Source organism: Desertivirga brevis, assembly GCF_017355835.1.
On record NZ_JAFEWF010000005.1, the window covers coordinates 391,820 to 411,809 of the forward strand.

A 19,990-nucleotide genomic window follows, 5' to 3' on the forward strand; every position below is an offset into this window, starting at 1 on the left:
TTTCATAAAAAAATTAAAATATCTATTTACTCCCCGTACTTTTAAAACATCTCTGGTAATGTCTGCATATTCGTGAAAGTTAAGATAGAATGGGTTAAGGTATTTGGTAATTGCACCTACTGGCACTTTATATAAAAGATTTGGGGAGAACTCTTTTTAAGGTTTTGAGACATCTTCAAAACGTATTTGGACGCCCCAATCCTAAATCCAATACGATTTACCCAGGGTAATTAAGTGTACTATAAAATATAGTATCAAATGCCATACTCTTTATTAGGAATCACTAGAACAGGACATTTTGCCTTTCTAACTACACTCTCAGCCACACTTCCCGAAATGAAATGATCAAAACCGGTTCTTCCGTGCGTTCCCAGAATTATCATATCAGCATTCCATTCTTCAGCAGCACTTAGAATTTCATCTCGAGTATTGCCGATCCTTGGGAAGGTATATATGGGGGCTTTTCCCATTTTCTCGTCAGCAATTCTGTCAAGAAGCCTCTTGCTAGTTTCCTCTTGTACCTTAATTAGTTCGGGCATCATAACGGGTTGTTCGGTTACTAAGGGATCAGCAACATACGGCGTTGCTACTGGAAGCTCATCCACATGCACAAGACCAACTTCCGCACCTAATTTTTGAGCCAGATCAAAACCGTAATCGACTGCTCGGCTAGAATAAAGGCTGTCTTCGACAGCTATCAGTATTTTATGTACATCATTTAAAGTTTTCATAAGCATAAAAACACTAATTGATTTAGTTAAGTTTTTAAAGTTTATAATCTTGCTAATTTTTGTGTTGATTTGTATATATGACTGAATTTGGAATTTGTAATTTATCCATTGTACCTATTCGCTCAGAAGCCACAGACCGTAGCGAAATATTATCCCAGCTGCTTTTCGGTGATTGCCTTGAAGTTCTGGAAAAAACAGAAAAATGGATTCGAATCCGTACTTGTTACGACCAATATGAGGGTTGGATAGATCGCAAACAATATGTGGGGATAGATGAGAATGATTTAAAGCAATATAAGGAATCTCTCACCTTGAACTTCGATATAGCACATCGTATAAAAAAACTATCGACTGGTGAAGTAATTTATCTTGCATCAGGGAGTTCGATACCGGATAATATCCTCGACAGGACATTTTCAATAAATGAAGAACGTTATTCCTTTATTGAAAAACCAGTGTTCTGTGGTGCCACTAAATTTCCTAGCGCCGTAGGGCCTCTCGCAACATTATTCCTTCATGCTCCTTACTTATGGGGAGGTCGTACCTTATTCGGCATTGATTGTTCTGGATTCACTCAAATAGTTTACAAGATGTTAGGGATTCAGATAAGTCGCGATGCCTGGCAACAAGCAGAACAAGGTTTGGTAGTTAATTTTTTACAAGAGGTAAAACCAGGCGACCTTGCTTTTTTTGACAATGACGAGGGAAGGATTGTTCATGTAGGAATAATGCTAGATGAAAACAACATTATACATGCATCTGGAAGGGTAAAAATTGATCCGATTGACGACCAGGGAATTTATAGTCTTGACTTAAAAAAGCACACACATAAACTACGCATTATAAAAAGATATACAATTTGATCAAATTTAGTTAGGGGATAACTTTTTGACGATTATTCTATACTTTTGTGTAAGTAATTCGTATGAAACAGCTAACCCTATTATCTTTTCTGCTTTTTTTTGTTAATTGCGCTTTTGCACAGTATGGCAAACTTGAACCGCTCGACCCTAATAAGGAATCTATTTTTGTACTTCGTACGCCAAAGCCAACTTTAGAGAAATTACAAGACACTACAGATAAAGTTAGCAGAAGAAAGGCTGAGTTTATTGAAAATATTGAGTATCAACTGGAAAGCGCAAGACAGGGTTTTCTCGCAATGAAACTACCAACAATAAATCTACAATCATTTTTAAATAGAATCAAATATCTGGAGAGCCACGGGGTTGATGTAAATTATTATGTGCAGGAATACTTTTATTACTTCCCCAACAGAGCTAATAGCAGGTAATTAAAATTCTACACCCCAAATTATTACATTTTTGTCATCTCCGACAGAGATCAAATTGAAAGTTTCTCGTTCCCAAAATATTTTATTTACAGAATGGGAGTGACTTTCAAAACCTTTTTCCCTACTAATGATCTTTTTTAACTTATAGGTTTCTGAATCCCATATCTTAATACTTTTGTCTTGGCTGGCAGTAGCAAAATAGGGAAGGTTTGGATGATACTTTATATCGTAGATTGCAAATAAATGCGCAGGGATAGTTTCAAGGATGGAGAAATCATTAACGTTCCAGATCTTCAGCTGCGCATCCCGGCTTCCAGAAAGGAGTTTAAGACCATCCGGCGAAAATTGTAAGGATGTCACAGGCATAGTATGATCGCGCAACTCAGCGACTAATGAATAATCTTCAACATCAAATATCCTAATGACATTATCTTTCGATCCGAATGCAACTAACTTTTCATCAGGACTAATAGCCAAACATCTAACTGTTTCTTTTGAAACCTCAAATTTGTAAATCAGGTCAGCATTTGCGGGATCTATAATCGAAACTGTACCATCTTCGGAAGTTGCAAGCAACTCTCTTTTTCGCTCAACTGAGGATAGAGCAAAAACAGGTTTGTTATGGTGATTTAAACTTGCTTTAACCCTTTGGTCAACGAAGTCAAATAGGTTTATTCGTCCACTTCTTTCACCTGATGCCAAAATTGGGGCGAAAGAAAGCGCATGAAGTGAATAAACGGAACTGTTCACTGGCATCAAAACTTTAAGGAACTCTTGCTTTTTCGAGCTCCATTCAACAATCCCTTTATCGTTACCTGCGGTAAAAAAAAGGCCAGGTTTCAAAGAGGGCTCAAGGGCGTAAATTGGATTTTGATGACCGGTTAATAACGCTAATCTATTTACTTCAATCATAGAGCTTCAAAATTAGAATTAAAAATTCAATTTAACTGGATAGCATTAGGTCGCTTCCATAAATTGCATTAATAAAACAAAAGCCCGTATTCGGGCTAAAATTTGGTAATACCCATAAAAAAACAGCTTTCTGCTGTCCTCCCTAGGACAATTATTTATGTCTGCTCTCCAGATTTTTGGCGATTGTTTCGAGAGTAAGGTTCTTCTCCTTTAATAAAACTAGAAGATGAAAAACAAGGTCCGAGGCTTCGTTAATCAAATCCTCCTCAGTTTGGGCCAAGGCAGCGATAACTGTTTCAACTCCTTCTTCTCCAACCTTCTGTGCAATCTTGTTCAAACCCTTGTGTCTAAGTTTATTAATATAAGAACTTTCTACAGGGTTTTCGAATCTGTCTTTAATAATTCCTTCAAGCTGAAAGATGAAGTTTTGATTATAGTCAGTTTTGAAGCAACTACGGGAGCCAGTGTGACAGGTGGGCCCAACCGGTTCCACCTTGATCAGCAGCGTATCGTTATCACAGTCGATACTAATTGATTTAACATTAAGGAAATTCCCGCTCTCTTCGCCTTTTGTCCACAAGCGGTTCTTCGTTCGGGAGAAAAAGGTCACTTTTCCTTCGGCCTCAGTTTTCTTAAAAGCCTCTTCATTCATATAACCAAGCATCAACACTTCCAGTGTATTCTCATCCTGAATTACTACCGGAACTAATCCGCCTGATTTTGAGAAATCTATATTCATTATAATCTTACTTCAATTTGATGTTTCTTTAATTCTTCTTTAAGCGAAGGTATAAGGATTTCCCCGTAATGGAAAACTGATGCTGCAAGAGCTGCATCTACATCAGTATGTTGAAAAACATCAATAAAATGCTGAACATTTCCTGCGCCTCCTGATGCTATAAGAGGAATAGATAGAGTATCGTTTACCTTTTTCAAAAGTCCATTATCAAATCCCCCCTTGGTTCCATCATGGTCCATAGAAGTTAAAAGTATTTCCCCTGCTCCGCGTTCCTCAGCCTCTTTAATCCATTGTTCAGTCTGAAATTCGGTAGCTATACGTCCACCGTTTAAGTGTACAAGGTTTCTGCCATCTACAAATTTAGTATCAATTGCCACAACCACAAATTGCCTTCCGAATGCCGCGGCTAATTGGTTAATAAGTCCAGGATTTCTTACTGCTGCAGAATTAATAGAGATTTTATCGGCACCAGAATGCAGAAGAATTTCAGCGTCAGATATCTCATTAATACCGCCACCAATGGTAAAGGGAATATTAACCTGCCGTGCCACAGCTTTCACAAGTTCAACCATAGTCTTCCGACGCTCGTGAGTGGCAGTAATATCCAGAAACACTAGTTCATCAGCACCTTGTTTTGAATATTGATACGCGAGTTCAACAGGATCACCAGCGTCGCGAAGATCAACGAAATTAACGCCCTTAACAGTCCGGCCTTCTTTTACGTCAAGACAAGGGATAATTCTTTTAGCGAGGCTTCCGGCCCCGCGGCCCCCTAAAGAGGGAGTATGCATAGCGGAATGTATGGTGGTCAAAACAGAATCTAAATTTCTAAATAGTTGGTCATTGATAGAACGAATTAGCTTACTTCTGAAAGAGTCAAGTAAAATTGGTTGCCCTTTATAGTATTTATAACTTCTGGCTCCAGGTAATAAGAACTTTCGGTTTCAATATCTTGTAATGAACACAATGACAGTAAAAAAATTTTCAATATAAAGCCTTATTAAATGCTGTCTTCTAAACTTGTACCCTAATTGGTTGATTCCCCTTCAAATTTCGTGAAGTAACATTTCCGAATAAGTCGAACTCTCTCTTAACTCGTTAGCTATCTGAAAAATTAACCCAGATGCTACTTGAAACAATTTTGGCTTTTTTAATAAAGCAATAGTCAGGAATTCCACCTTTACGGAGATGAGGCCCCGTAAAATTTTAAAAAGAAATCAGGCTTTTTAAATTCCAGTCCTTAACTTGTTCTACAGTAATCCTGCCTTCATAAATTGCTTTACCAACCACACATGCCTCAACTTTAATATCCTGCAGGCCTTTAATATCGTCCATCGAGCTAATACCACCCGAAGCAATCAGTTTGATAAAAGGAGAGTGGTCTAACAATTTTGTATAAAGTTCAACACCTGCACCGCCAAGCTTTCCATCTTTATTTATATCAGTACAAAGAAAACGGAAAAATCCAAGGTTTAAACAACGGTCAACGTAATCCATTAGTTTGATTGGAGAACTTTCCATCCAACCAGAATACTTAATGACCTCATCTAATACGTCAATAGCTACCACAATCTGGTCTGACAGCTTTTCTTTACCACATACCTGCTCACTTAATTGAGGAAGAAAATCAGGATTTGTTATAGCCTGAGTACCAACAATAACGCGATGAATACCAGCATCCAGCAACTCCTTAACTTTCTCTATACTTCTTACTCCACCACCATACTGAACTTTCATCTCAGTTTTCTTGATGATATCGAAAAGATATTCCTGGTTCGAAAAATCACCTTTTGCGCCGTTCAAATCAATAATGTGCACATATTCTGTACCGTTCGACTGGTACTTTTCTATCATCTCCTCTAAAGTTACATCGTAAAATGTAGCTTCACTGTAGTTTCCTTCACGCAAACGGACAACTTTTTTGTCCAAAATATCAATGGCCGGAATAATATACATAGTTTAACGTTTTGCTTTTTATTTAAATGGTCGTACAGACCGAAAAAATACTTTTTATACTAATGGACTTTAATTGAGGCAAAGTTTTTTAATAATTGCTCGCCAGCTAATCCCGACTTTTCGGGATGAAATTGAACTCCATAAAAATTTCCATTCTTTAAGGCTGCAGAGTACTTTAACCCGTACTCCGTAGATGCGATTGTAAAAGTAGGATTAAATTCAATAAAATAGGAATGTACATAATAAAAGTAAGTTCCACTAGGAATATCCTTAAACAACTCATTATCAAGCTCCCCATTAACCTTATTCCAACCCATGTGAGGAACCTTTAGTTTTAGGTTTTCTAAAAAATGACGTGTTTTTAAAGGGGCTATCCCTAATAGTTGCGCATCGCCCTCCTCAGAATGATCAGTCAATAGCTGCATTCCTACACAGATCCCTAGGACAGGCTTTTTAGTATTCTTTATCTTTTCGACCATTCCACTTTCCTGAAGCTTCTTCATGGCAGCTCCGGCATGACCAACCCCCGGAATTATGATCCGTTCATACCTTTCAAATTCATCTACCGAGTTAATCATCTCATAAGAGATGTTTTGACGCTCTAGAGCTGCAGTAAGTGAAAAAATATTGCCTGCCCCGTAATTAACGATACCTACTTGAGCATTTCCGGAATCAATTTTAATATCGTCACTCATGATTTAATCTTTACAGCTATACATCTAGCTACTTTCTTCCCAATTAATATTAGAACTTACGTTCCTTGAGGAATGCGTCCCCTTAACTACAAAAGACCCTTTGTACTTGGCAGTTGCATATTGTTCACATCACGTTTAACCGCAACTTTAATTGCCTTTGCAAAGGCTTTAAATATAGCTTCTATTTTATGATGTTCATTCTGACCTTCAGCCTTAATATTCAAATTGCTTCTTGAGGCATCGCTAAAGGACTTGAAAAAATGAAAAAACATCTCTGTAGGCATTTCCCCAATTTTCTCTCTTTTAAATTCTGCGTCCCATACGATCCAATTACGTCCTCCGAAATCAATTGCCACCTGTGCTAAGCAGTCATCCATTGGCAGACAGAAGCCATAGCGTTCGATTCCCCTTTTATCGCCTAAAGCTTGAGCCAGAGCCTCACCAAGAGCTATTCCAGTATCCTCGATCGTATGGTGCTCGTCTATGTGCAAGTCGCCCTTTGCTTCAATTTCCAGATCTATACTGCCATGACGGGCTATTTGATCTAGCATATGGTCAAAGAAATGCAAACCTGTAGAAATCTTTGCATTACCCTTACCGTCTAAGTTTAATTTAATAAAGATATCAGTCTCTTTAGTCGTTCTACGATGTTCAATTTCTCTTTTTCCAACTTTCAAAAACTCATAAACGTCTTTCCATAGTGTGGTATCCAAAGCAATGTAAGGTTTCAATTCGGTTGCCTGCTCCCTGATCTCATCAGAACCTAAGTCGGGATTTTGCTTGAGCCAAATCGCTTTACAGCCTAAATTTTTTGCAAGAGCTACATCTGTAATTCTATCTCCAATCACGAAAGAGTTGGCGACGTCGTATTTTTCAGATTCGAAATAATGAGTTAAAAGAGCAGTTCCGGGTTTACGGGTAGGGGCATTCTCATGAGCGAATGTTTTATCAATAATAACCTCTTTAAAAGAAACTCCTTCAGCTTCAAACGACTCAATTATAAAATTATGAACGGGCCAAAAATTTTCCTCTGGATGCGAATCTGTACCGAGACCATCCTGATTGGTCACCATTACAAGATCAAAATCCAGTTCTTCGGCAATTTTCGTCATGTACTTGAAGGCTGCAGGATAGAATTTCAATTTCTCAAATGAATCTACCTGGTAGTCTTCCGGTTCAAGGCATAATGTTCCGTCACGGTCAATGAAAAGTACTTTACGGGCGCTCATATTAGGAGTGATATGTTTTAAGAGTTTCAATTAGAGTTTGGTTTTCAGCTGGTGTACCAACTGTGATTCTTAAACTTCCTTCACAAAGTTCTACCTTAGAACGATCACGAACAATAATACCCTTACTCACAAGAAAGTTGTAAATACTTTTAGCATCAGTAGTTTTAGCCAGAATAAAGTTTGCATCTGAAGGGAAAACCTTTAGTACGAAAGGAAGCTTGAGTAACTCTTTTACAAGATCTTCCCGTTCTTTAATTGTATCCTTTATCCAGCCATTAACCTGGTCTATGTTTTGTAAAGCTTCGAGAGCTATAATCTGTGAAGCTTCATTTATGTTGTATGGGGGCTTTACCTTGTTAAATACCTCTATGATCTCCTCGCTTGCAAAAGCCATACCTACACGTAGGGCCGCAAGTCCCCATGCTTTCGAGAGGGTTTGAAGAACCACAAGATTACTGTATTCAGTGAGTTCCTGGATAAAAGTTTTTTGACGGGAATAATTGATGTATGCCTCATCGATAACCACGATCCCAGTAAAATTAGCAAGAACAGTTTCTATATCCTCTCGATTGATTGAATTAGCCGTGGGATTGTTAGGCGAGCAGATGAAGATCAGCTTAGTATTCTCATCTATTGCTTCAGCTATCCCATCTAAATTAAGCTGGTAATCAATCGTTAACGGCACCTTCTTAATGGCAATATCGTTGATATTAGCAGACACCTCATACATTCCATAAGTAGGAGGAACGGTGATAACATTATCAACTCCCGGACGACAAAAAGCCCTGAACAGGATATCAATTGCTTCGTCACTACCGTTACCTAAAAAAATATTTTGAGGAGGCACACCCTTAATCTCACTAATTCTTTTTTTAACCTTCCACTGGAGCGGGTCCGGGTAACGATTGTATTGGTCCTTGATAGGAGAGCCGTAGCTGTTTTCATTGGCATCAAGAAAAACTGATGCTTCGCCCTTAAACTCATCCCTTGCGGAAGAGTAGGGTACTAAGTTTTTTATATTCTCTCTTAAAAGAGTGTTAAGATTAAATTCCATTGTGTCAAATTTAGCTAAGTCCAACTTTTCTAACTGTTACCGCATTCTTATGAGCCTGAAGCCCTTCTAATTCCGCAAGCACTTCCACAGCTGTTCCTATGTTTTGAATTCCCTGCGGGGTAATATGCTGGAAGGTGACTTTCTTAACAAAAGAATCGACTGAGACACCGGAGTAAGACCGAGCATAAGCGCTTGTGGGAAGCGTATGGTTTGTACCGGAAGCGTAATCTCCCGCGCTCTCTGGTGTAAGGTTTCCAAGAAATACAGAACCTGCGTTACTAATTAAGTTGGTTATAGATGACCAGTTTTCGGTAGCAAGAATTAAGTGTTCAGGAGCATAGACGTTACTAAAACTCATGGCAACTTCGAGGCTTTCTGCCAGTACTGCATACGAATTTTCAATTGCCTTTGCTGCAATTTCTCTCCTTGGCAATACCTGAAGTTGAGCTCCTAATTCCTTAATTGTTTCAGATATAATAAAGGGAGAAGTTGCTACAAGAACGGATTGGGAATCTACTCCATGTTCAGCCTGAGCTAAAAGATCGGCCGCAACATAAACAGGGTTAGAAGTATCATCCGCTATCACAAGCACCTCTGATGGCCCGGCCGGCATATCAATAGCGGTTTGTGTTGTAGATTGAATGATAGTTTTAGCTTTAGTCACATATTGATTTCCCGGACCAAAGATCTTATCTACTTTAGGGATACTCTCTGTTCCGTAAGCCATGGCAGCAACAGCCTGAGCTCCGCCTGCAAGATAAATCCTGTCGATCTCAAGCAATTTCGCGACATAGGCGACATAGCAATTGATAGAGCCGTCCTTTTGAGGAGGTGAGCATACTACTATTTCCTTGCATCCGGCAATTTTTGCAGGAATTCCCAACATTAGAAATGTGCTTGGAAGAACGGCTGTACCACCGGGAATATACAAACCAACTTTTTCGATTGGCCTCAATTCCCGCCAGCAGGTTACACCAGGCATCGTTTCTACCTTGTCTTCTTGCTTAAGCTGCGTTTGGTGAAACTTGTAGATATTCTGGAACGCCGTTTCTATTGCAAGCCTCTGCTCTTCCGCAATTGTAGAAGCTATCTCTCTAATCTGCTCCTTATTTAAAAATAGAGATGTAAGTTTTACTTTATCGAAAGCTTCTGCAAAGCTTAAAAGTGCGGTGTCTCCCTTTAGTTTTACTTCTGAAATTATTGATTCGACCCGTTCGCCTATCACATTGCTTTCATCCGCATTTCTTGAAACGAGTGCTTCTATCTCAGCTGTACCTAATTCTTTGTACTTATAAGTCTTAAGCATCTTTATACCTCATCCCCCAAAGGAGGAACTTTTGAACGTATAAGCTACCTCAGCAGCCTTTAAATTATTATCTTTTCAATTGGCATTACCACAATTCCCTGGGCTCCGGCCGCTTTTAACTGACTGATCTTTCCCCAAAAATCTTTTTCAGGAATCACCGTATGTACAGCCACCCATCCTTCTTCAGCTAAAGGAACAACAGTTGGGCTCTTGATACCAGGAAGAAGAGCTTTGATCTCATCCAAATGAGCTTTCTCTACATTAAGTACCACATACTTTGTTTCCTTAGCTCTCAAAACGGATTGAATCCGCTGGATTAATTCTATAATAAGTGGATCATTTTCTTCCCCTTTTCGTCCAATTAATACAGCTTCGGAGTGTAAAACGTCACCGAAAGCTTTTAACCCATTACTTTTTAAAGTACCTCCGGTCGAAACAAGATCACAAATTGCATCACTTAAACCCAAACCCGGGGAAATTTCAACAGAACCAGAAATGGTACGTATTTCAGATTGAATATTATTATCTGCTAAGAACTTCTTCAGAATAGAAGGGTATGAGGTAGCAATTGCTTTTCCATTTAAATCACTCAGGCTTTGATAATTAGCCTGGTTAGGAACAGCAAGCTTCAAAGAGCACTTCCCAAATCCAAGTCGCTGTAAGTAGGCTACGTCAACCTCGGTTTCGCAAATTACATTTTCACCAACAATACCAAGATCAGCAATCCCGTCCTGAACATACTCCGGAATATCGTCATCACGAAGGAAAAGGATCTCTAAAGGAAAATTGGAAACCGGGGAAATTAAAGAGCTTTTGTAGTTTTCGAAATTTAAACCGCAGTTTTTAAGAAGCTCAACAGATTTTTCGTTTAACCTACCCGACTTCTGGATAGCAATTTTGAGTGTTTTCAATGTTTAAAATTTTATAATCAGTTCAACAATATATTCGGGGTAAACATGCTTCACGTAGAAACATACAAATTCAATCTATCGCCTACTGGCGATGATGGAAGTGCATGTGATGTGTGAAAACGTGTTTCATTTTGTTGATATCCTGATTAACAGGGAGCCGCAAATATATAGAAAAATCAAAATTAAAAAGCCAAAATTCAAAAAAGCACCTTTAACAGTACACTGGGCATCTTCTCACAGAATAATTCTTTAAATCTATCCTTAAATAAATAGCTCTATCTTTGCCCTATGGCGCAGACTTTCGAAGATTTTAAATTAAACCGGCAAATACTTAATGCTATTGAGGATGCTGGCTACACACAACCAACGCCAATTCAGGAAAAAGCTATAGTCCCAATTTTGTCCGGACAAGACATTATGGGAATTGCTCAAACCGGGACCGGTAAAACGGCTGCTTACGTTTTACCAATGTTAATGAAACTGAAATACGCTCAAGGAGTTGATCCAAGAGCTTTAATCATTGCTCCAACAAGAGAGCTTGCAATGCAGATAGAAGAGAATATTAAACTCTTCGCGAAATACACTGACCTGAGAACCGTCGTGCTGTACGGAGGTTTAGGACCTAAAACCCAAATAGCGGAGTTAGAGAAAGGATGTGATATTATAGTAGCTACACCCGGACGCTTCCTTGACCTTTATCTTGCAGGTAATATAAATACCAAATACCTCCAGTTCCTGGTAATGGATGAAGCTGATAAAATGATGGATATGGGTTTCATTGGTTCAATCCACCGTATTTTAGAGGTAGTACCAAGGAAGCGACAGAACTTATTATTTTCTGCGACAATGGGAGAGCTGGTCCACAAAATAGCTGGAGACTTTTTAAAATTTCCAACAGTAATTGAAGTTGCACCACAGGCCACACCAGCTCAGACAGTAACTCAGATACTATACAACGTTCCTAATTTAAAGACAAAACTGAACCTGCTTCAGCACTTATTGAAAAACGATGAAGAATTCCATCGGCTTATTATTTTTTGTAAGACGAAGAATGTTGCAGATAATATATTCAGTTTTTTGGAGCGCCGTTATGGCGATAACAACGTAAGGGTTATTCACGCTAATAAGGGCCAAAATACACGAATAAATTCTATCAATGCTTTTAAAGAAGGAGAGGTTCGGATACTTGTAGCTACCGATGTTGCAGCTCGAGGCCTCGACGTTACTAATGTAAGTCATGTTATTAATTTTGATGTTCCTATTGTCATTGAGGATTACGTACACCGTATTGGAAGAACTGGGCGGGCATATAATACTGGGACGGCTATAACTTTCTGCAATCCGGCGGAAACTTATTACGTTAAGAAAATTGAGAAACTAATCAGACAGGATATTCCTGTTGAAAAGATTCCCGAAGCTGTTTTTGTTGAAGAAACTCCTTACAACGAGCGACAGGAGATCGCCAAGGAAATTGATATTCAAAAACGAAAAGAGAATCCAGAGTTTAAAGGTGCGTTCCACGACAAAAAAGCATCAAACACTAAAGACAATAAGAACAATAAGTCTGGTAAGTCGCAAAAGGAGTCTAAAGAGAGCTTTAAAGAAAGGACCGCGGCAGCAAAAAAAGCCCTCAGTAAGGGATCCTTTCAGGGAAACAAACGGGGAAAAAGATAAGGTTCCATGAAAGTTACACCCTTCAACCTCGTATTCGCAGTATTACTGGGACATTTTGGCGTTAACTTACTGAGCATAAATAAAACGAGTGCAAAAAGCCTGAACGCAGGCTTCAGCTATTGGCATCTTGTAATATTAATTTTCATTGTTGTAGCTGATATAATTCTCAGAGCTATTATCGCCGACACAAAGAAACTTTGGCTTATAGAATCATTATGTGTTGTAGTCTCTGCAGCACTGGTTGGTTTTATTCTATAATCATAAGAACATCATTATTCAATTAATCATTTTGATTGTAGATAAAGCTTTTAACATCTTTGTGACCGAATCAGTGTAGGTGCAGCCACCCAAAATAGATCAATGTAATCAATTCAAATAATGAAGAAAGCAGAAATAAAACTTACGATAGAACTGGATGATAATAACGTTCCTGAGAACATAACATGGGAATCTACTGACGGCGAAAACAAAGAAGCTCTTCCAGTTAAGTCGATGATGTTAGCTCTGTGGGATCATAACTATAAGAACTCCTTACGGATTGACCTGTGGACGAAAGACATGCCAGTGGATGAGATGAAAAGATTTTTCTACGAGACTCTTCAAACAATGGGCGACAGCTTTTTAAGAGCAACAGGAGAGAAGAATATAGTAGAGGATTTACGTGATTACTGCGCCCATTTTGCAGAAAAAATGGAGATCACTCAGCAGAGTTAAAAAATAAAAACGGGGATGTAGAATCCCCGTTCTCCGAAAAAATAGCAATATGCTAAGGATTGACGGTGTTCTTTAGTGTAACGGCGTGATCCAAATGCATTTTTAATACAGGAATTTTGTCTTGAGCGAATTTCTTAATTTCAGGATCATCCAGATCATCTGCGGCTTCTTCAAAAAGGTTTACAGTTCTCTGATGGGAGTCTACCATCATTTGTGCGTACACACGATCGAAGTCCGCACCAGAACGCGCATTTAAATCATTATACATCGCTCTGTGCTCCTCATTCATGCTAGTAGGCATTGCGATTCCGTTTTGCTCAGCAACAGCCTGTAGCTCAATAGTTGCGGCAGTATGATCTGCAATCATCATATTGCCATAATTTTTTACTTCAGCTCTCGCTCCCTTAGCCGCAGATGCAGCCAGTTTGCCTGACTCTATTTCAAACATGTTACTGCTAGCAGCTTTGGAGACAAATTCAGTCTCATCCCCTTCATCAATGTCGTCTTTGTCGCAAGCTTGTATTGTACATGCTCCAATTAAAATTAGTCCAATAATTCTGAATGTTTTCATAGTGTAGAAATTAAAGTTTAATGTTACCTGGCTGGTAAACACGGTCTAAATCAAGCAGTTCTTCTAAAAGGAAAATAGGGTATTTTACCCTTTATTTAATTTTTTACCCAACTATAATGGCTTTAATTTTTAACAAGCCTAAAAACTATCTTTGCAACTCCATGAACACATTTTCGCAAGTTAAATTTTTAGTGAGAAAAGAAATACTTCTGGAGTGGCGGTCAAAATACGCGTTGAACGGCATCCTGCTTTACTTGGTATCTACAATATTTGTTTGCTTTCTATCTTTTAAAAAGGTCGATCCGATAACATGGAATGCTTTGTTTTGGATAATAATGTTGTTTGCTTCTGTTAATGCAATTGCGAAGAGTTTTCTACAGGAGAGTAAGGGCCGGCAGTTATATTATTACAGTATTACTAGCGCAAAGGCTGTAATTCTTTCAAAAATAATATACAATGTACTACTGATGTTAGTGTTGGCAGCTCTCGCCATTGGATTTTATTCAATTGTTTTTGAGAACCAGATCGGCGATTTGCTTTTCTATCTTTTGTCTGTTTTTATCGGGAGTGTAAGCTTTGCCTCTGTTTTCACCATGATCTCCGGTATCGCTTCAAAAGCAAACAATAGTGGTGCTTTAATGGCAATTTTAAGCTTTCCAGTTATTATACCATTACTGATGCTTTTAATTAAATTATCAAAAAATGCAATGGATGGTTTGCAGCGCGAAGTTAGTTTAGATGAGATCGCCGTTCTCATAGCTATCAACATTGTGGTAGGGACCGCATCACTGATACTGTTTCCCTATCTCTGGAAAGATTAAAAATTAAGCATAGTAGAAACTATACATAAGATAAAGGCTCAGGGCTGCAAGTAATAGAACAAAAAAGGAATCTCGAATACCTTTTCGAATACTATCTAATTCCGGGTGTTCTTTCATGAATGCTTTTATTGGTTAAACAATTTCTAAACCTTTTGGTTTTTCAACCATTTCAAAATCCGTCCATTTTACTATACATTACTCCCATTTAAACCATGTTGGAACTCTTATTTAAGGCAGTTTAGGCTGTGGATTGATTTTTGATTTATACAGTTAACACTTATGATATAAACCATGAGAAAAAATACTCATTTATTTACTGCTATTTACTATACCTTCTTATCATCCTGTATTATTTCTTTAACCCTGGCGGGATGTGGCAAAACCGCGAAAATAGGCGCACAGCCCTTAGTGGACAGTGTATATATAACTAATTTCATGCAATCAGAACCTGCATTTAAAGATGAATTAGTATTTGCTAAAAATTTCTATCGGGAGAGGGGATTCAAATTAGGATGGTTTAAAGACCATGAAATAGTACCCCAAGCAGAAAAAATGCTCCAGGTAGTCGCTAAAGCAGCGGAAGAAGGGCTCGATCCCAAAGACTATCAAATTATTAATTTTGACGAAAAGTTCAAGGCACTTAAAGAGGCTAAGAAAGACTCCACTAAACTTAAAGAGTTAGAAAAAGAAATTGATTTGGGACTATCAGCAACCTATTTCAACTGGGCATCCGATTACTACAGGGGCTTAATCATTCCGAAAAGGAACCCTGAGATGGAATGGGATGTTAAACGCAATAAGATCAAACTTCATAAAGCATTGATGACAATACTAGGGGAACGGGAGAGCAAATATCCTTATGCTGATTTTAGTCCCCTGCACCCTCAATATACTAATTTGAAGAAAGCCCTCGCCCGATACCGGGAAGTACAGGCAAAAGGAGGTTGGCCAAATATTCCAACAGGATCAAAAGTTAAATTGGGGGAAGCTTCTCCTGTTGTCCCCTTGCTTCGTAAAAGGCTTGCAGAGTTTAATGATAATACAGACACCGTTAATTCTAATAGTAATGTATATGACGCTAATTTGTCTACTGCTCTAAAGAGATTTCAGGAATATAATGGTCTTAAGCCTGATGGAGGGCTTGGTCCGGCAACAATTGCTAAACTTAATATCCCTGTCCAAAATCAGATCAAGCAGATAATTATTAACATGGAGCGTTGGAGATGGATACCAAAGAGCTTTGAGCAAGATTACATCATCGTAAATATCCCTGAATACAAGCTCCGTGTGTTTGAAAAAGCAAGACAGGTAATGGATATGAAAGTGATAGTAGGTAAGTCAATGCATGAGACACCTATATTTAGTGATAAGATGGAGTATGTTGTACTTTCACCATACTGGAACATCCCTTCAGGAATTCTTAAAAATGAAATTGCGCCTAAAGCAATGGCCGACCCTGGCTTTCTTGAACGTATGGACATGGAGGTTGTTACAGCCAAAGGCGCAAGGGTTGATCCATCTTCAGTAGACTGGTCAATGGCTGGACAAGCAGGATTTAAGTACATCGTAAGAAGACGCCCCGGACCTAAAAACGATCTGGGAGACGTTAAATTCATATTCCCAAATGAAAACGATGTGTATTTGCATGACACTCCACACGACGAATTGTTCAGCCAGACAAAAAGAGGATTTAGCCATGGATGCGTTAGGGTGGAAAGACCACTTGACCTTGCCGCTTATCTGCTTAAGAACGTCGGTTATGATCGGTCGTCAATTATGCAGCACATTAGCACAAGGAAAGAAAAGTTTGTACCGTTAAAGCAGAAACTGCCAGTTTACCTGGTATACTTTACAGCTGCAGCTGATGAAAAAGGACGAGTTAGCTTTTACGACGATATTTATCAGCACGATCAGAAACTTTCTTCTATGTATTTCAGCAAACTCTAAAGCGTAAACAGGTATTTATAACACAAACATCTTAAAAAGACTTTCCTTATTGAGAAATGATAGGTGAAGAAGAAATAGAAAATGTGACGGAATACCTGAATGTCATTAAAGCGTATAAAAGGAAGGCAAATGCAAACGGGAATGTAGAAGACTTTGTATTTAGGGGTCAGACGGGAGATTTACCACTGATCCCTAAAATAGGGAGGTTAAGGCCTCTTGGTGATCTCCTTACCATTGAAAGGTTATTATTAGAAGAATTTAAACGCACTAATCCATTACTGATTGAAGCGCACAGACCCTACGACGATTGGGACTATTTGACATTAGGACAGCACTTCGGCCTCCCAACCCGGTTACTTGACTGGTCACATAATGCGTTGACAGCTCTATGGTTCGCTACCAATGAAAACCCTGTACACAGGAATTCTACTGGATATTCAATTGTCTGGGTTCTTATGCCACTGTCTGATGATTACGAATTTAAGGTTGAAGGACATCATCCCTTTCTAATTGAAAAAACAAGAATCTTCAGACCTAGGATAATAAAGCAAAGGATAAACAATCAATCCGGCGTATTTTCAATACAGCCTTCACATGAAGTTGAGAATAAATGTGAATTAGATAAAACAGATATCTTTTCTAATAAGTTACTTAAACTAAAAATTCCTATATCCAATTCCAAGGAAATCAAAGAGGATCTCAACACTCTGGGTATTAATGCATTCACTATTTTCCCGGAGTTGGAAGGTCTGTGTGCCCATTTACAATGGCGATATTTCGAATGATCAATGACGATGAGCCTGTAATTGGTTATATAGTTACAACATTATAGAGACTTGAATATTACATTGAAGAAAGTTTATCGCAGGATATTAGCCGCAGTGATGCTATTTACAGCAGAAGCCCTTCTGGCAGCTTTGATTTTTGTATGCCTCGTATTAACATTCCTTGCTATTGCTTATTATGTGCTTTCTAACAACAAAAACGATTTTGATACCGCAGCCTTTCAATTTTTAGACACCTATATTAGTGATTCAACCACTCGCATAATGCTTTTCTTTACCACTCTTGGAAATTATCAAAGCTTGGTGATAGCAAACGTATTATTAACGCTATACTTTTTGCTTATCCGAAGGCACAAGTGGTATTCAATTAAAATAGCGAGTATTGCCTTAAGTAGTGTAACTGTTATGTCCTTACTCAAATTGTGGTTTAACAGATCAAGGCCGTTAACGCCTTTGCTAGAACCGGCAAGGGGCTTAAGCTTTCCTAGTGGTCATGCCATGAGCAGCGTTACCTTTTTTGGGCTTATTATCTATTATATTTATCGAAATGTTAAAAATACTGCATTAAAGATCGTTCTAATATCTATTTTGATCCTGATAATCTTAACTATAGGCCTTAGCAGAGTTTATTTGAGAGTACATTACGCAAGTGATGTGATTGCAGGTTTCTTCGCAGGAACTATTTGGCTAATGATCTCTATCTCGATATTAAGAAAAATTGAACTTTTTAGTAAAAAGGAACTGAACAAGGTTGTAGAAAAGGTGGAGGCTTAAAAAAGATAATACTGGCAGTCCATTCTACCAGTATTACCATTATATAATTACAATTCCGCGATCTGACTTACACTTAATGCCTCTAGCTGATTTCGGTAATTACTTAATTCTAATTCCATCTGCTTTTGCTCCGAAAAAGTGATTTCTGGTAGCAGTTGTTGATAATAATCTATACCTCTTAGTAGTTCAGCTTTAAAATTTTCAAGTTGTTTAAGCTTTTTATCATTCAGGTTCCCCTCATTATTTTCTATGTCCCTTTTAAAATAATCAATATACAGTTGCAGTTCCTTTATGAATAGATTAGGCCTTTCAACACCATCTAAAAGATCTGTTTTGCCATAAATATGTCCAACTAATTCGTTAAGAGTATATATATCATTAAAATAAGCGGTATTCGGCCCAGGACAAATTGCTACCGCCCGGTTCTCTCGGGGCTTAAGCATATCATTTTTTAAAATAGCAGAGGTACATAGACCGACGCACAGACATAGCTTTTCTGTAATGTTATTGAATTTCCGCTTATATTCAGCTTCGGGTAAGTCAAGTCTTTCAAGCTCCTCCAACTTTAATTTCTGATATTCCCTTGATGCGGTACAAATAGGATCACTTGTGAATTCGGTATTTGAAACAAGAAATTTTTTTGTACAAGGACTGCCTGGCCTCCCTTTAGCTATACGCTCCAGCCGAAGTGCCTCCGCTGTACTTTTACTGAAGTTATTAAAAGGTACACCAAGGGGAGAGGCTGCACTAATGTAAAAATCCTTTTCCCCTGCATCTTTCAAAAGATTTAGTGTATCCCTGTCGACATTAGTTACCTCAGGAACCAACAGGAATGGGCTTCCCCAACCTGTGCCATCAAGATTATAGTAGTTTATCAAAAACTGGTCTTCTGATTTTGTTCCAATGCCCCCTTGAACCGTAAATCTCGTTAAAGGCTGCGATGGCACATTACCGGTTTTTGTGGTAATAGCGTTTTTAAAAATTCCATATAGATCCTCCAGCATCGACGTCCTTTTTGCCTTAAACTCCTCTAGTATTGGACCAAGGAGATAGCCTTCTGTTGCAAAAGCGTGACCACCACAGTTTAAGCCAGATTCAATCCTGAACTCGTGCACCCATAATCCTTTTTTCGCCAGAAACTTTGCTTGTATTAACGCTGATCGGAAATCGCTTACCTTTAGGATCACTTTCTTCCTCGCCGGCTCGTCGCCATTAGGAAAGAAATCATCAAATTCACTTAAATAAGTGTATAACTTAGGATTCATACCAGCAGACAGAACTACCGAGGTATTCAATTCACTCTCGGCAAAACCACGTAAAGCAGCGAGGGCATCAGTAAATTTATCTCCCAATGGAAAACCATCTTTACCGAGGTTCACCTTATCTACTTTAACCATAATGTTCACCTCAGCATCTCCCTTTTTAATGAAAGTCCTCAGGGTTTCCTGAAGTTCAGCTTTCTTCTGCGGATTTCTTTCACCCAGCATCTGCCTGTAAATTTGCTGCTCTTGAGAAGATTCAGGAAGAAGTTCGAAATAACGGCAAATGTCGGCACCCTCTGCAAAAGCCTCCTGTTTTATCTCAGAGTGTTGCTCATCAATGAGGAAGTTGATAAGGTTCAAATAGGCTTTTATTCGTTTTGCCCGATGGTCTGACTCTATTTTTCTTATCGGATGATACTCGATATTATTTTGTTTCGAATGAAATTCTCTCATTCGTTCAATCATGTCATCATCAACGATTGACGCTACTGAAGAAATCCCATACCTTGCCACCTTAAGTGGTGTGTCTACGGAAAATCCTAATCCTAAAACGGGAATATGAAAGCTATGACCCATAACAAAGTCGTTAAGTGTTTGTATTAAATATTTTTGCTAGTT

At 38.5% G+C, this 19,990-nt stretch carries 21 protein-coding genes; 9 read left to right on the forward strand and 12 right to left on the reverse strand.

The features are described from left to right. Nucleotides 1-254 precede the first annotated feature (254 nt). Nucleotides 255-731, reverse strand: a complete 477-nt coding sequence (locus J4N25_RS14600; RefSeq protein WP_207420407.1) for a universal stress protein — start codon at nt 729-731, stop codon at nt 255-257. A 77-nt stretch (nt 732-808) separates the two neighbouring features. Between J4N25_RS14600 and J4N25_RS14605 the strand changes: the two genes are divergently transcribed. Beyond that, entirely contained in the window at nt 809-1,594 is a 786-nt protein-coding gene (locus tag J4N25_RS14605; protein ID WP_207420408.1) for a C40 family peptidase, read from the forward strand. A 62-nt stretch (nt 1,595-1,656) separates the two neighbouring features. Beyond that, nucleotides 1,657-2,022 carry a hypothetical protein gene (locus J4N25_RS14610; protein ID WP_207420409.1) on the forward strand — a complete coding sequence of 122 codons (366 nt, stop codon included), beginning with the start codon at nt 1,657-1,659 and terminating at the stop codon, nt 2,020-2,022. On the opposite strand, the gene J4N25_RS14615 is transcribed toward J4N25_RS14610, so the two are convergent. The 9 genes from J4N25_RS14615 to hisG form a co-directional block, all read right to left on the reverse strand. Further along, on the reverse strand, nt 2,023-2,934 hold the full coding sequence (locus J4N25_RS14615) for a WD40 repeat domain-containing protein (protein WP_207420410.1): 912 nt from the start codon (nt 2,932-2,934) through the stop codon (nt 2,023-2,025). A gap of 151 nt (nt 2,935-3,085) precedes the next feature. Further along, nucleotides 3,086-3,673 (reverse strand): bifunctional phosphoribosyl-AMP cyclohydrolase/phosphoribosyl-ATP diphosphatase HisIE, encoded by a 588-nt coding sequence (hisIE, locus tag J4N25_RS14620; protein ID WP_207420411.1) that lies wholly within the window; start codon nt 3,671-3,673, stop codon nt 3,086-3,088. Beyond that, nucleotides 3,673-4,464: an imidazole glycerol phosphate synthase subunit HisF gene (gene hisF, locus J4N25_RS14625; RefSeq protein ID WP_207420412.1), complete on the reverse strand. Its 792-nt coding sequence runs from the start codon at nt 4,462-4,464 to the stop codon at nt 3,673-3,675. The genes hisIE and hisF overlap by 1 nt, the downstream gene beginning before the upstream one ends. A gap of 415 nt (nt 4,465-4,879) precedes the next feature. Further along, nucleotides 4,880-5,629: a 1-(5-phosphoribosyl)-5-[(5-phosphoribosylamino)methylideneamino]imidazole-4-carboxamide isomerase gene (locus J4N25_RS14630; RefSeq protein ID WP_207420413.1), complete on the reverse strand. Its 750-nt coding sequence runs from the start codon at nt 5,627-5,629 to the stop codon at nt 4,880-4,882. 59 nt (nt 5,630-5,688) lie between these two features. Then, complete coding sequence (gene hisH / locus J4N25_RS14635) at nt 5,689-6,324, reverse strand: imidazole glycerol phosphate synthase subunit HisH (RefSeq protein ID WP_207420414.1); 636 nt, start codon at nt 6,322-6,324, stop codon at nt 5,689-5,691. A gap of 86 nt (nt 6,325-6,410) precedes the next feature. After that, nucleotides 6,411-7,553 (reverse strand): bifunctional histidinol-phosphatase/imidazoleglycerol-phosphate dehydratase HisB, encoded by a 1,143-nt coding sequence (hisB, locus tag J4N25_RS14640; RefSeq protein ID WP_207421597.1) that lies wholly within the window; start codon nt 7,551-7,553, stop codon nt 6,411-6,413. A 1-nt stretch (nt 7,554) separates the two neighbouring features. Further along, nucleotides 7,555-8,607, reverse strand: a complete 1,053-nt coding sequence (gene hisC / locus J4N25_RS14645) for a histidinol-phosphate transaminase (protein WP_207420415.1) — start codon at nt 8,605-8,607, stop codon at nt 7,555-7,557. A 10-nt stretch (nt 8,608-8,617) separates the two neighbouring features. Continuing rightward, complete coding sequence (hisD, locus tag J4N25_RS14650; RefSeq protein WP_207420416.1) at nt 8,618-9,913, reverse strand: histidinol dehydrogenase; 1,296 nt, start codon at nt 9,911-9,913, stop codon at nt 8,618-8,620. A gap of 59 nt (nt 9,914-9,972) precedes the next feature. Continuing rightward, on the reverse strand, nt 9,973-10,824 hold the full coding sequence (hisG, locus tag J4N25_RS14655) for an ATP phosphoribosyltransferase (RefSeq protein WP_207420417.1): 852 nt from the start codon (nt 10,822-10,824) through the stop codon (nt 9,973-9,975). Between the two features lie 288 nt (nt 10,825-11,112). On the opposite strand from hisG, the gene J4N25_RS14660 reads away from it, so the two are divergent. From J4N25_RS14660 to gldC, 3 genes are all read left to right on the forward strand, one after another. Then, nucleotides 11,113-12,498, forward strand: a complete 1,386-nt coding sequence (locus tag J4N25_RS14660) for a DEAD/DEAH box helicase (protein WP_207420418.1) — start codon at nt 11,113-11,115, stop codon at nt 12,496-12,498. Nucleotides 12,499-12,504: 6 nt separating this feature from the next. After that, nucleotides 12,505-12,756: a hypothetical protein gene (locus J4N25_RS14665; protein ID WP_207420419.1), complete on the forward strand. Its 252-nt coding sequence runs from the start codon at nt 12,505-12,507 to the stop codon at nt 12,754-12,756. A gap of 120 nt (nt 12,757-12,876) precedes the next feature. Further along, nucleotides 12,877-13,212 carry a gliding motility protein GldC gene (gene gldC, locus J4N25_RS14670; RefSeq protein WP_207420420.1) on the forward strand — a complete coding sequence of 112 codons (336 nt, stop codon included), beginning with the start codon at nt 12,877-12,879 and terminating at the stop codon, nt 13,210-13,212. Between the two features lie 52 nt (nt 13,213-13,264). On the opposite strand, the gene J4N25_RS14675 is transcribed toward gldC, so the two are convergent. Further along, nucleotides 13,265-13,783, reverse strand: a complete 519-nt coding sequence (locus J4N25_RS14675) for a DUF4142 domain-containing protein (protein ID WP_207420421.1) — start codon at nt 13,781-13,783, stop codon at nt 13,265-13,267. Nucleotides 13,784-13,944: 161 nt separating this feature from the next. On the opposite strand from J4N25_RS14675, the gene J4N25_RS14680 reads away from it, so the two are divergent. From J4N25_RS14680 to J4N25_RS14695, 4 genes are all read left to right on the forward strand, one after another. After that, on the forward strand, nt 13,945-14,604 hold the full coding sequence (locus tag J4N25_RS14680) for a heme exporter protein CcmB (protein WP_207421598.1): 660 nt from the start codon (nt 13,945-13,947) through the stop codon (nt 14,602-14,604). Between the two features lie 291 nt (nt 14,605-14,895). Continuing rightward, nucleotides 14,896-16,551, forward strand: a complete 1,656-nt coding sequence (locus tag J4N25_RS14685; RefSeq protein WP_207420422.1) for a L,D-transpeptidase family protein — start codon at nt 14,896-14,898, stop codon at nt 16,549-16,551. Nucleotides 16,552-16,607: 56 nt separating this feature from the next. Then, nucleotides 16,608-17,336, forward strand: a complete 729-nt coding sequence (locus J4N25_RS14690) for an FRG domain-containing protein (protein ID WP_207420423.1) — start codon at nt 16,608-16,610, stop codon at nt 17,334-17,336. Between the two features lie 63 nt (nt 17,337-17,399). Further along, entirely contained in the window at nt 17,400-18,110 is a 711-nt protein-coding gene (locus J4N25_RS14695; protein WP_207420424.1) for a phosphatase PAP2 family protein, read from the forward strand. A 47-nt stretch (nt 18,111-18,157) separates the two neighbouring features. Here J4N25_RS14695 and J4N25_RS14700 read toward each other — a convergent pair whose 3' ends face one another. Further along, nucleotides 18,158-19,948: a hypothetical protein gene (locus J4N25_RS14700; protein ID WP_207420425.1), complete on the reverse strand. Its 1,791-nt coding sequence runs from the start codon at nt 19,946-19,948 to the stop codon at nt 18,158-18,160. Nucleotides 19,949-19,990 lie beyond the last annotated feature (42 nt).

Excerpts from the sequence above, each read along its gene's own strand:
- J4N25_RS14615 (WP_207420410.1), bottom strand. The coding sequence starts at position 2,934 with ATGATTGAAGTAAATAGATTAGCGTTATTAACCGGTCATCAAAATCCA.
- J4N25_RS14690 (WP_207420423.1), top strand. The coding sequence starts at position 16,608 with ATGATAGGTGAAGAAGAAATAGAAAATGTGACGGAATACCTGAATGTC.
- J4N25_RS14605 (WP_207420408.1), top strand. The coding sequence starts at position 809 with ATGACTGAATTTGGAATTTGTAATTTATCCATTGTACCTATTCGCTCA.
- hisC (WP_207420415.1), bottom strand. The coding sequence starts at position 8,607 with ATGGAATTTAATCTTAACACTCTTTTAAGAGAGAATATAAAAAACTTA.
- J4N25_RS14700 (WP_207420425.1), bottom strand. The coding sequence starts at position 19,948 with ATGGGTCATAGCTTTCATATTCCCGTTTTAGGATTAGGATTTTCCGTA.
- gldC (WP_207420420.1), top strand. The coding sequence starts at position 12,877 with ATGAAGAAAGCAGAAATAAAACTTACGATAGAACTGGATGATAATAAC.
- hisIE (WP_207420411.1), bottom strand. The coding sequence starts at position 3,673 with ATGAATATAGATTTCTCAAAATCAGGCGGATTAGTTCCGGTAGTAATT.
- hisH (WP_207420414.1), bottom strand. The coding sequence starts at position 6,324 with ATGAGTGACGATATTAAAATTGATTCCGGAAATGCTCAAGTAGGTATC.
- J4N25_RS14675 (WP_207420421.1), bottom strand. The coding sequence starts at position 13,783 with ATGAAAACATTCAGAATTATTGGACTAATTTTAATTGGAGCATGTACA.
- J4N25_RS14600 (WP_207420407.1), bottom strand. The coding sequence starts at position 731 with ATGAAAACTTTAAATGATGTACATAAAATACTGATAGCTGTCGAAGAC.
- hisD (WP_207420416.1), bottom strand. The coding sequence starts at position 9,913 with ATGCTTAAGACTTATAAGTACAAAGAATTAGGTACAGCTGAGATAGAA.
- J4N25_RS14685 (WP_207420422.1), top strand. The coding sequence starts at position 14,896 with ATGAGAAAAAATACTCATTTATTTACTGCTATTTACTATACCTTCTTA.
- J4N25_RS14665 (WP_207420419.1), top strand. The coding sequence starts at position 12,505 with ATGAAAGTTACACCCTTCAACCTCGTATTCGCAGTATTACTGGGACAT.
- J4N25_RS14610 (WP_207420409.1), top strand. The coding sequence starts at position 1,657 with ATGAAACAGCTAACCCTATTATCTTTTCTGCTTTTTTTTGTTAATTGC.
- hisF (WP_207420412.1), bottom strand. The coding sequence starts at position 4,464 with ATGCATACTCCCTCTTTAGGGGGCCGCGGGGCCGGAAGCCTCGCTAAA.
- hisB (WP_207421597.1), bottom strand. The coding sequence starts at position 7,553 with ATGAGCGCCCGTAAAGTACTTTTCATTGACCGTGACGGAACATTATGC.
- J4N25_RS14680 (WP_207421598.1), top strand. The coding sequence starts at position 13,945 with ATGAACACATTTTCGCAAGTTAAATTTTTAGTGAGAAAAGAAATACTT.
- J4N25_RS14660 (WP_207420418.1), top strand. The coding sequence starts at position 11,113 with ATGGCGCAGACTTTCGAAGATTTTAAATTAAACCGGCAAATACTTAAT.
- J4N25_RS14630 (WP_207420413.1), bottom strand. The coding sequence starts at position 5,629 with ATGTATATTATTCCGGCCATTGATATTTTGGACAAAAAAGTTGTCCGT.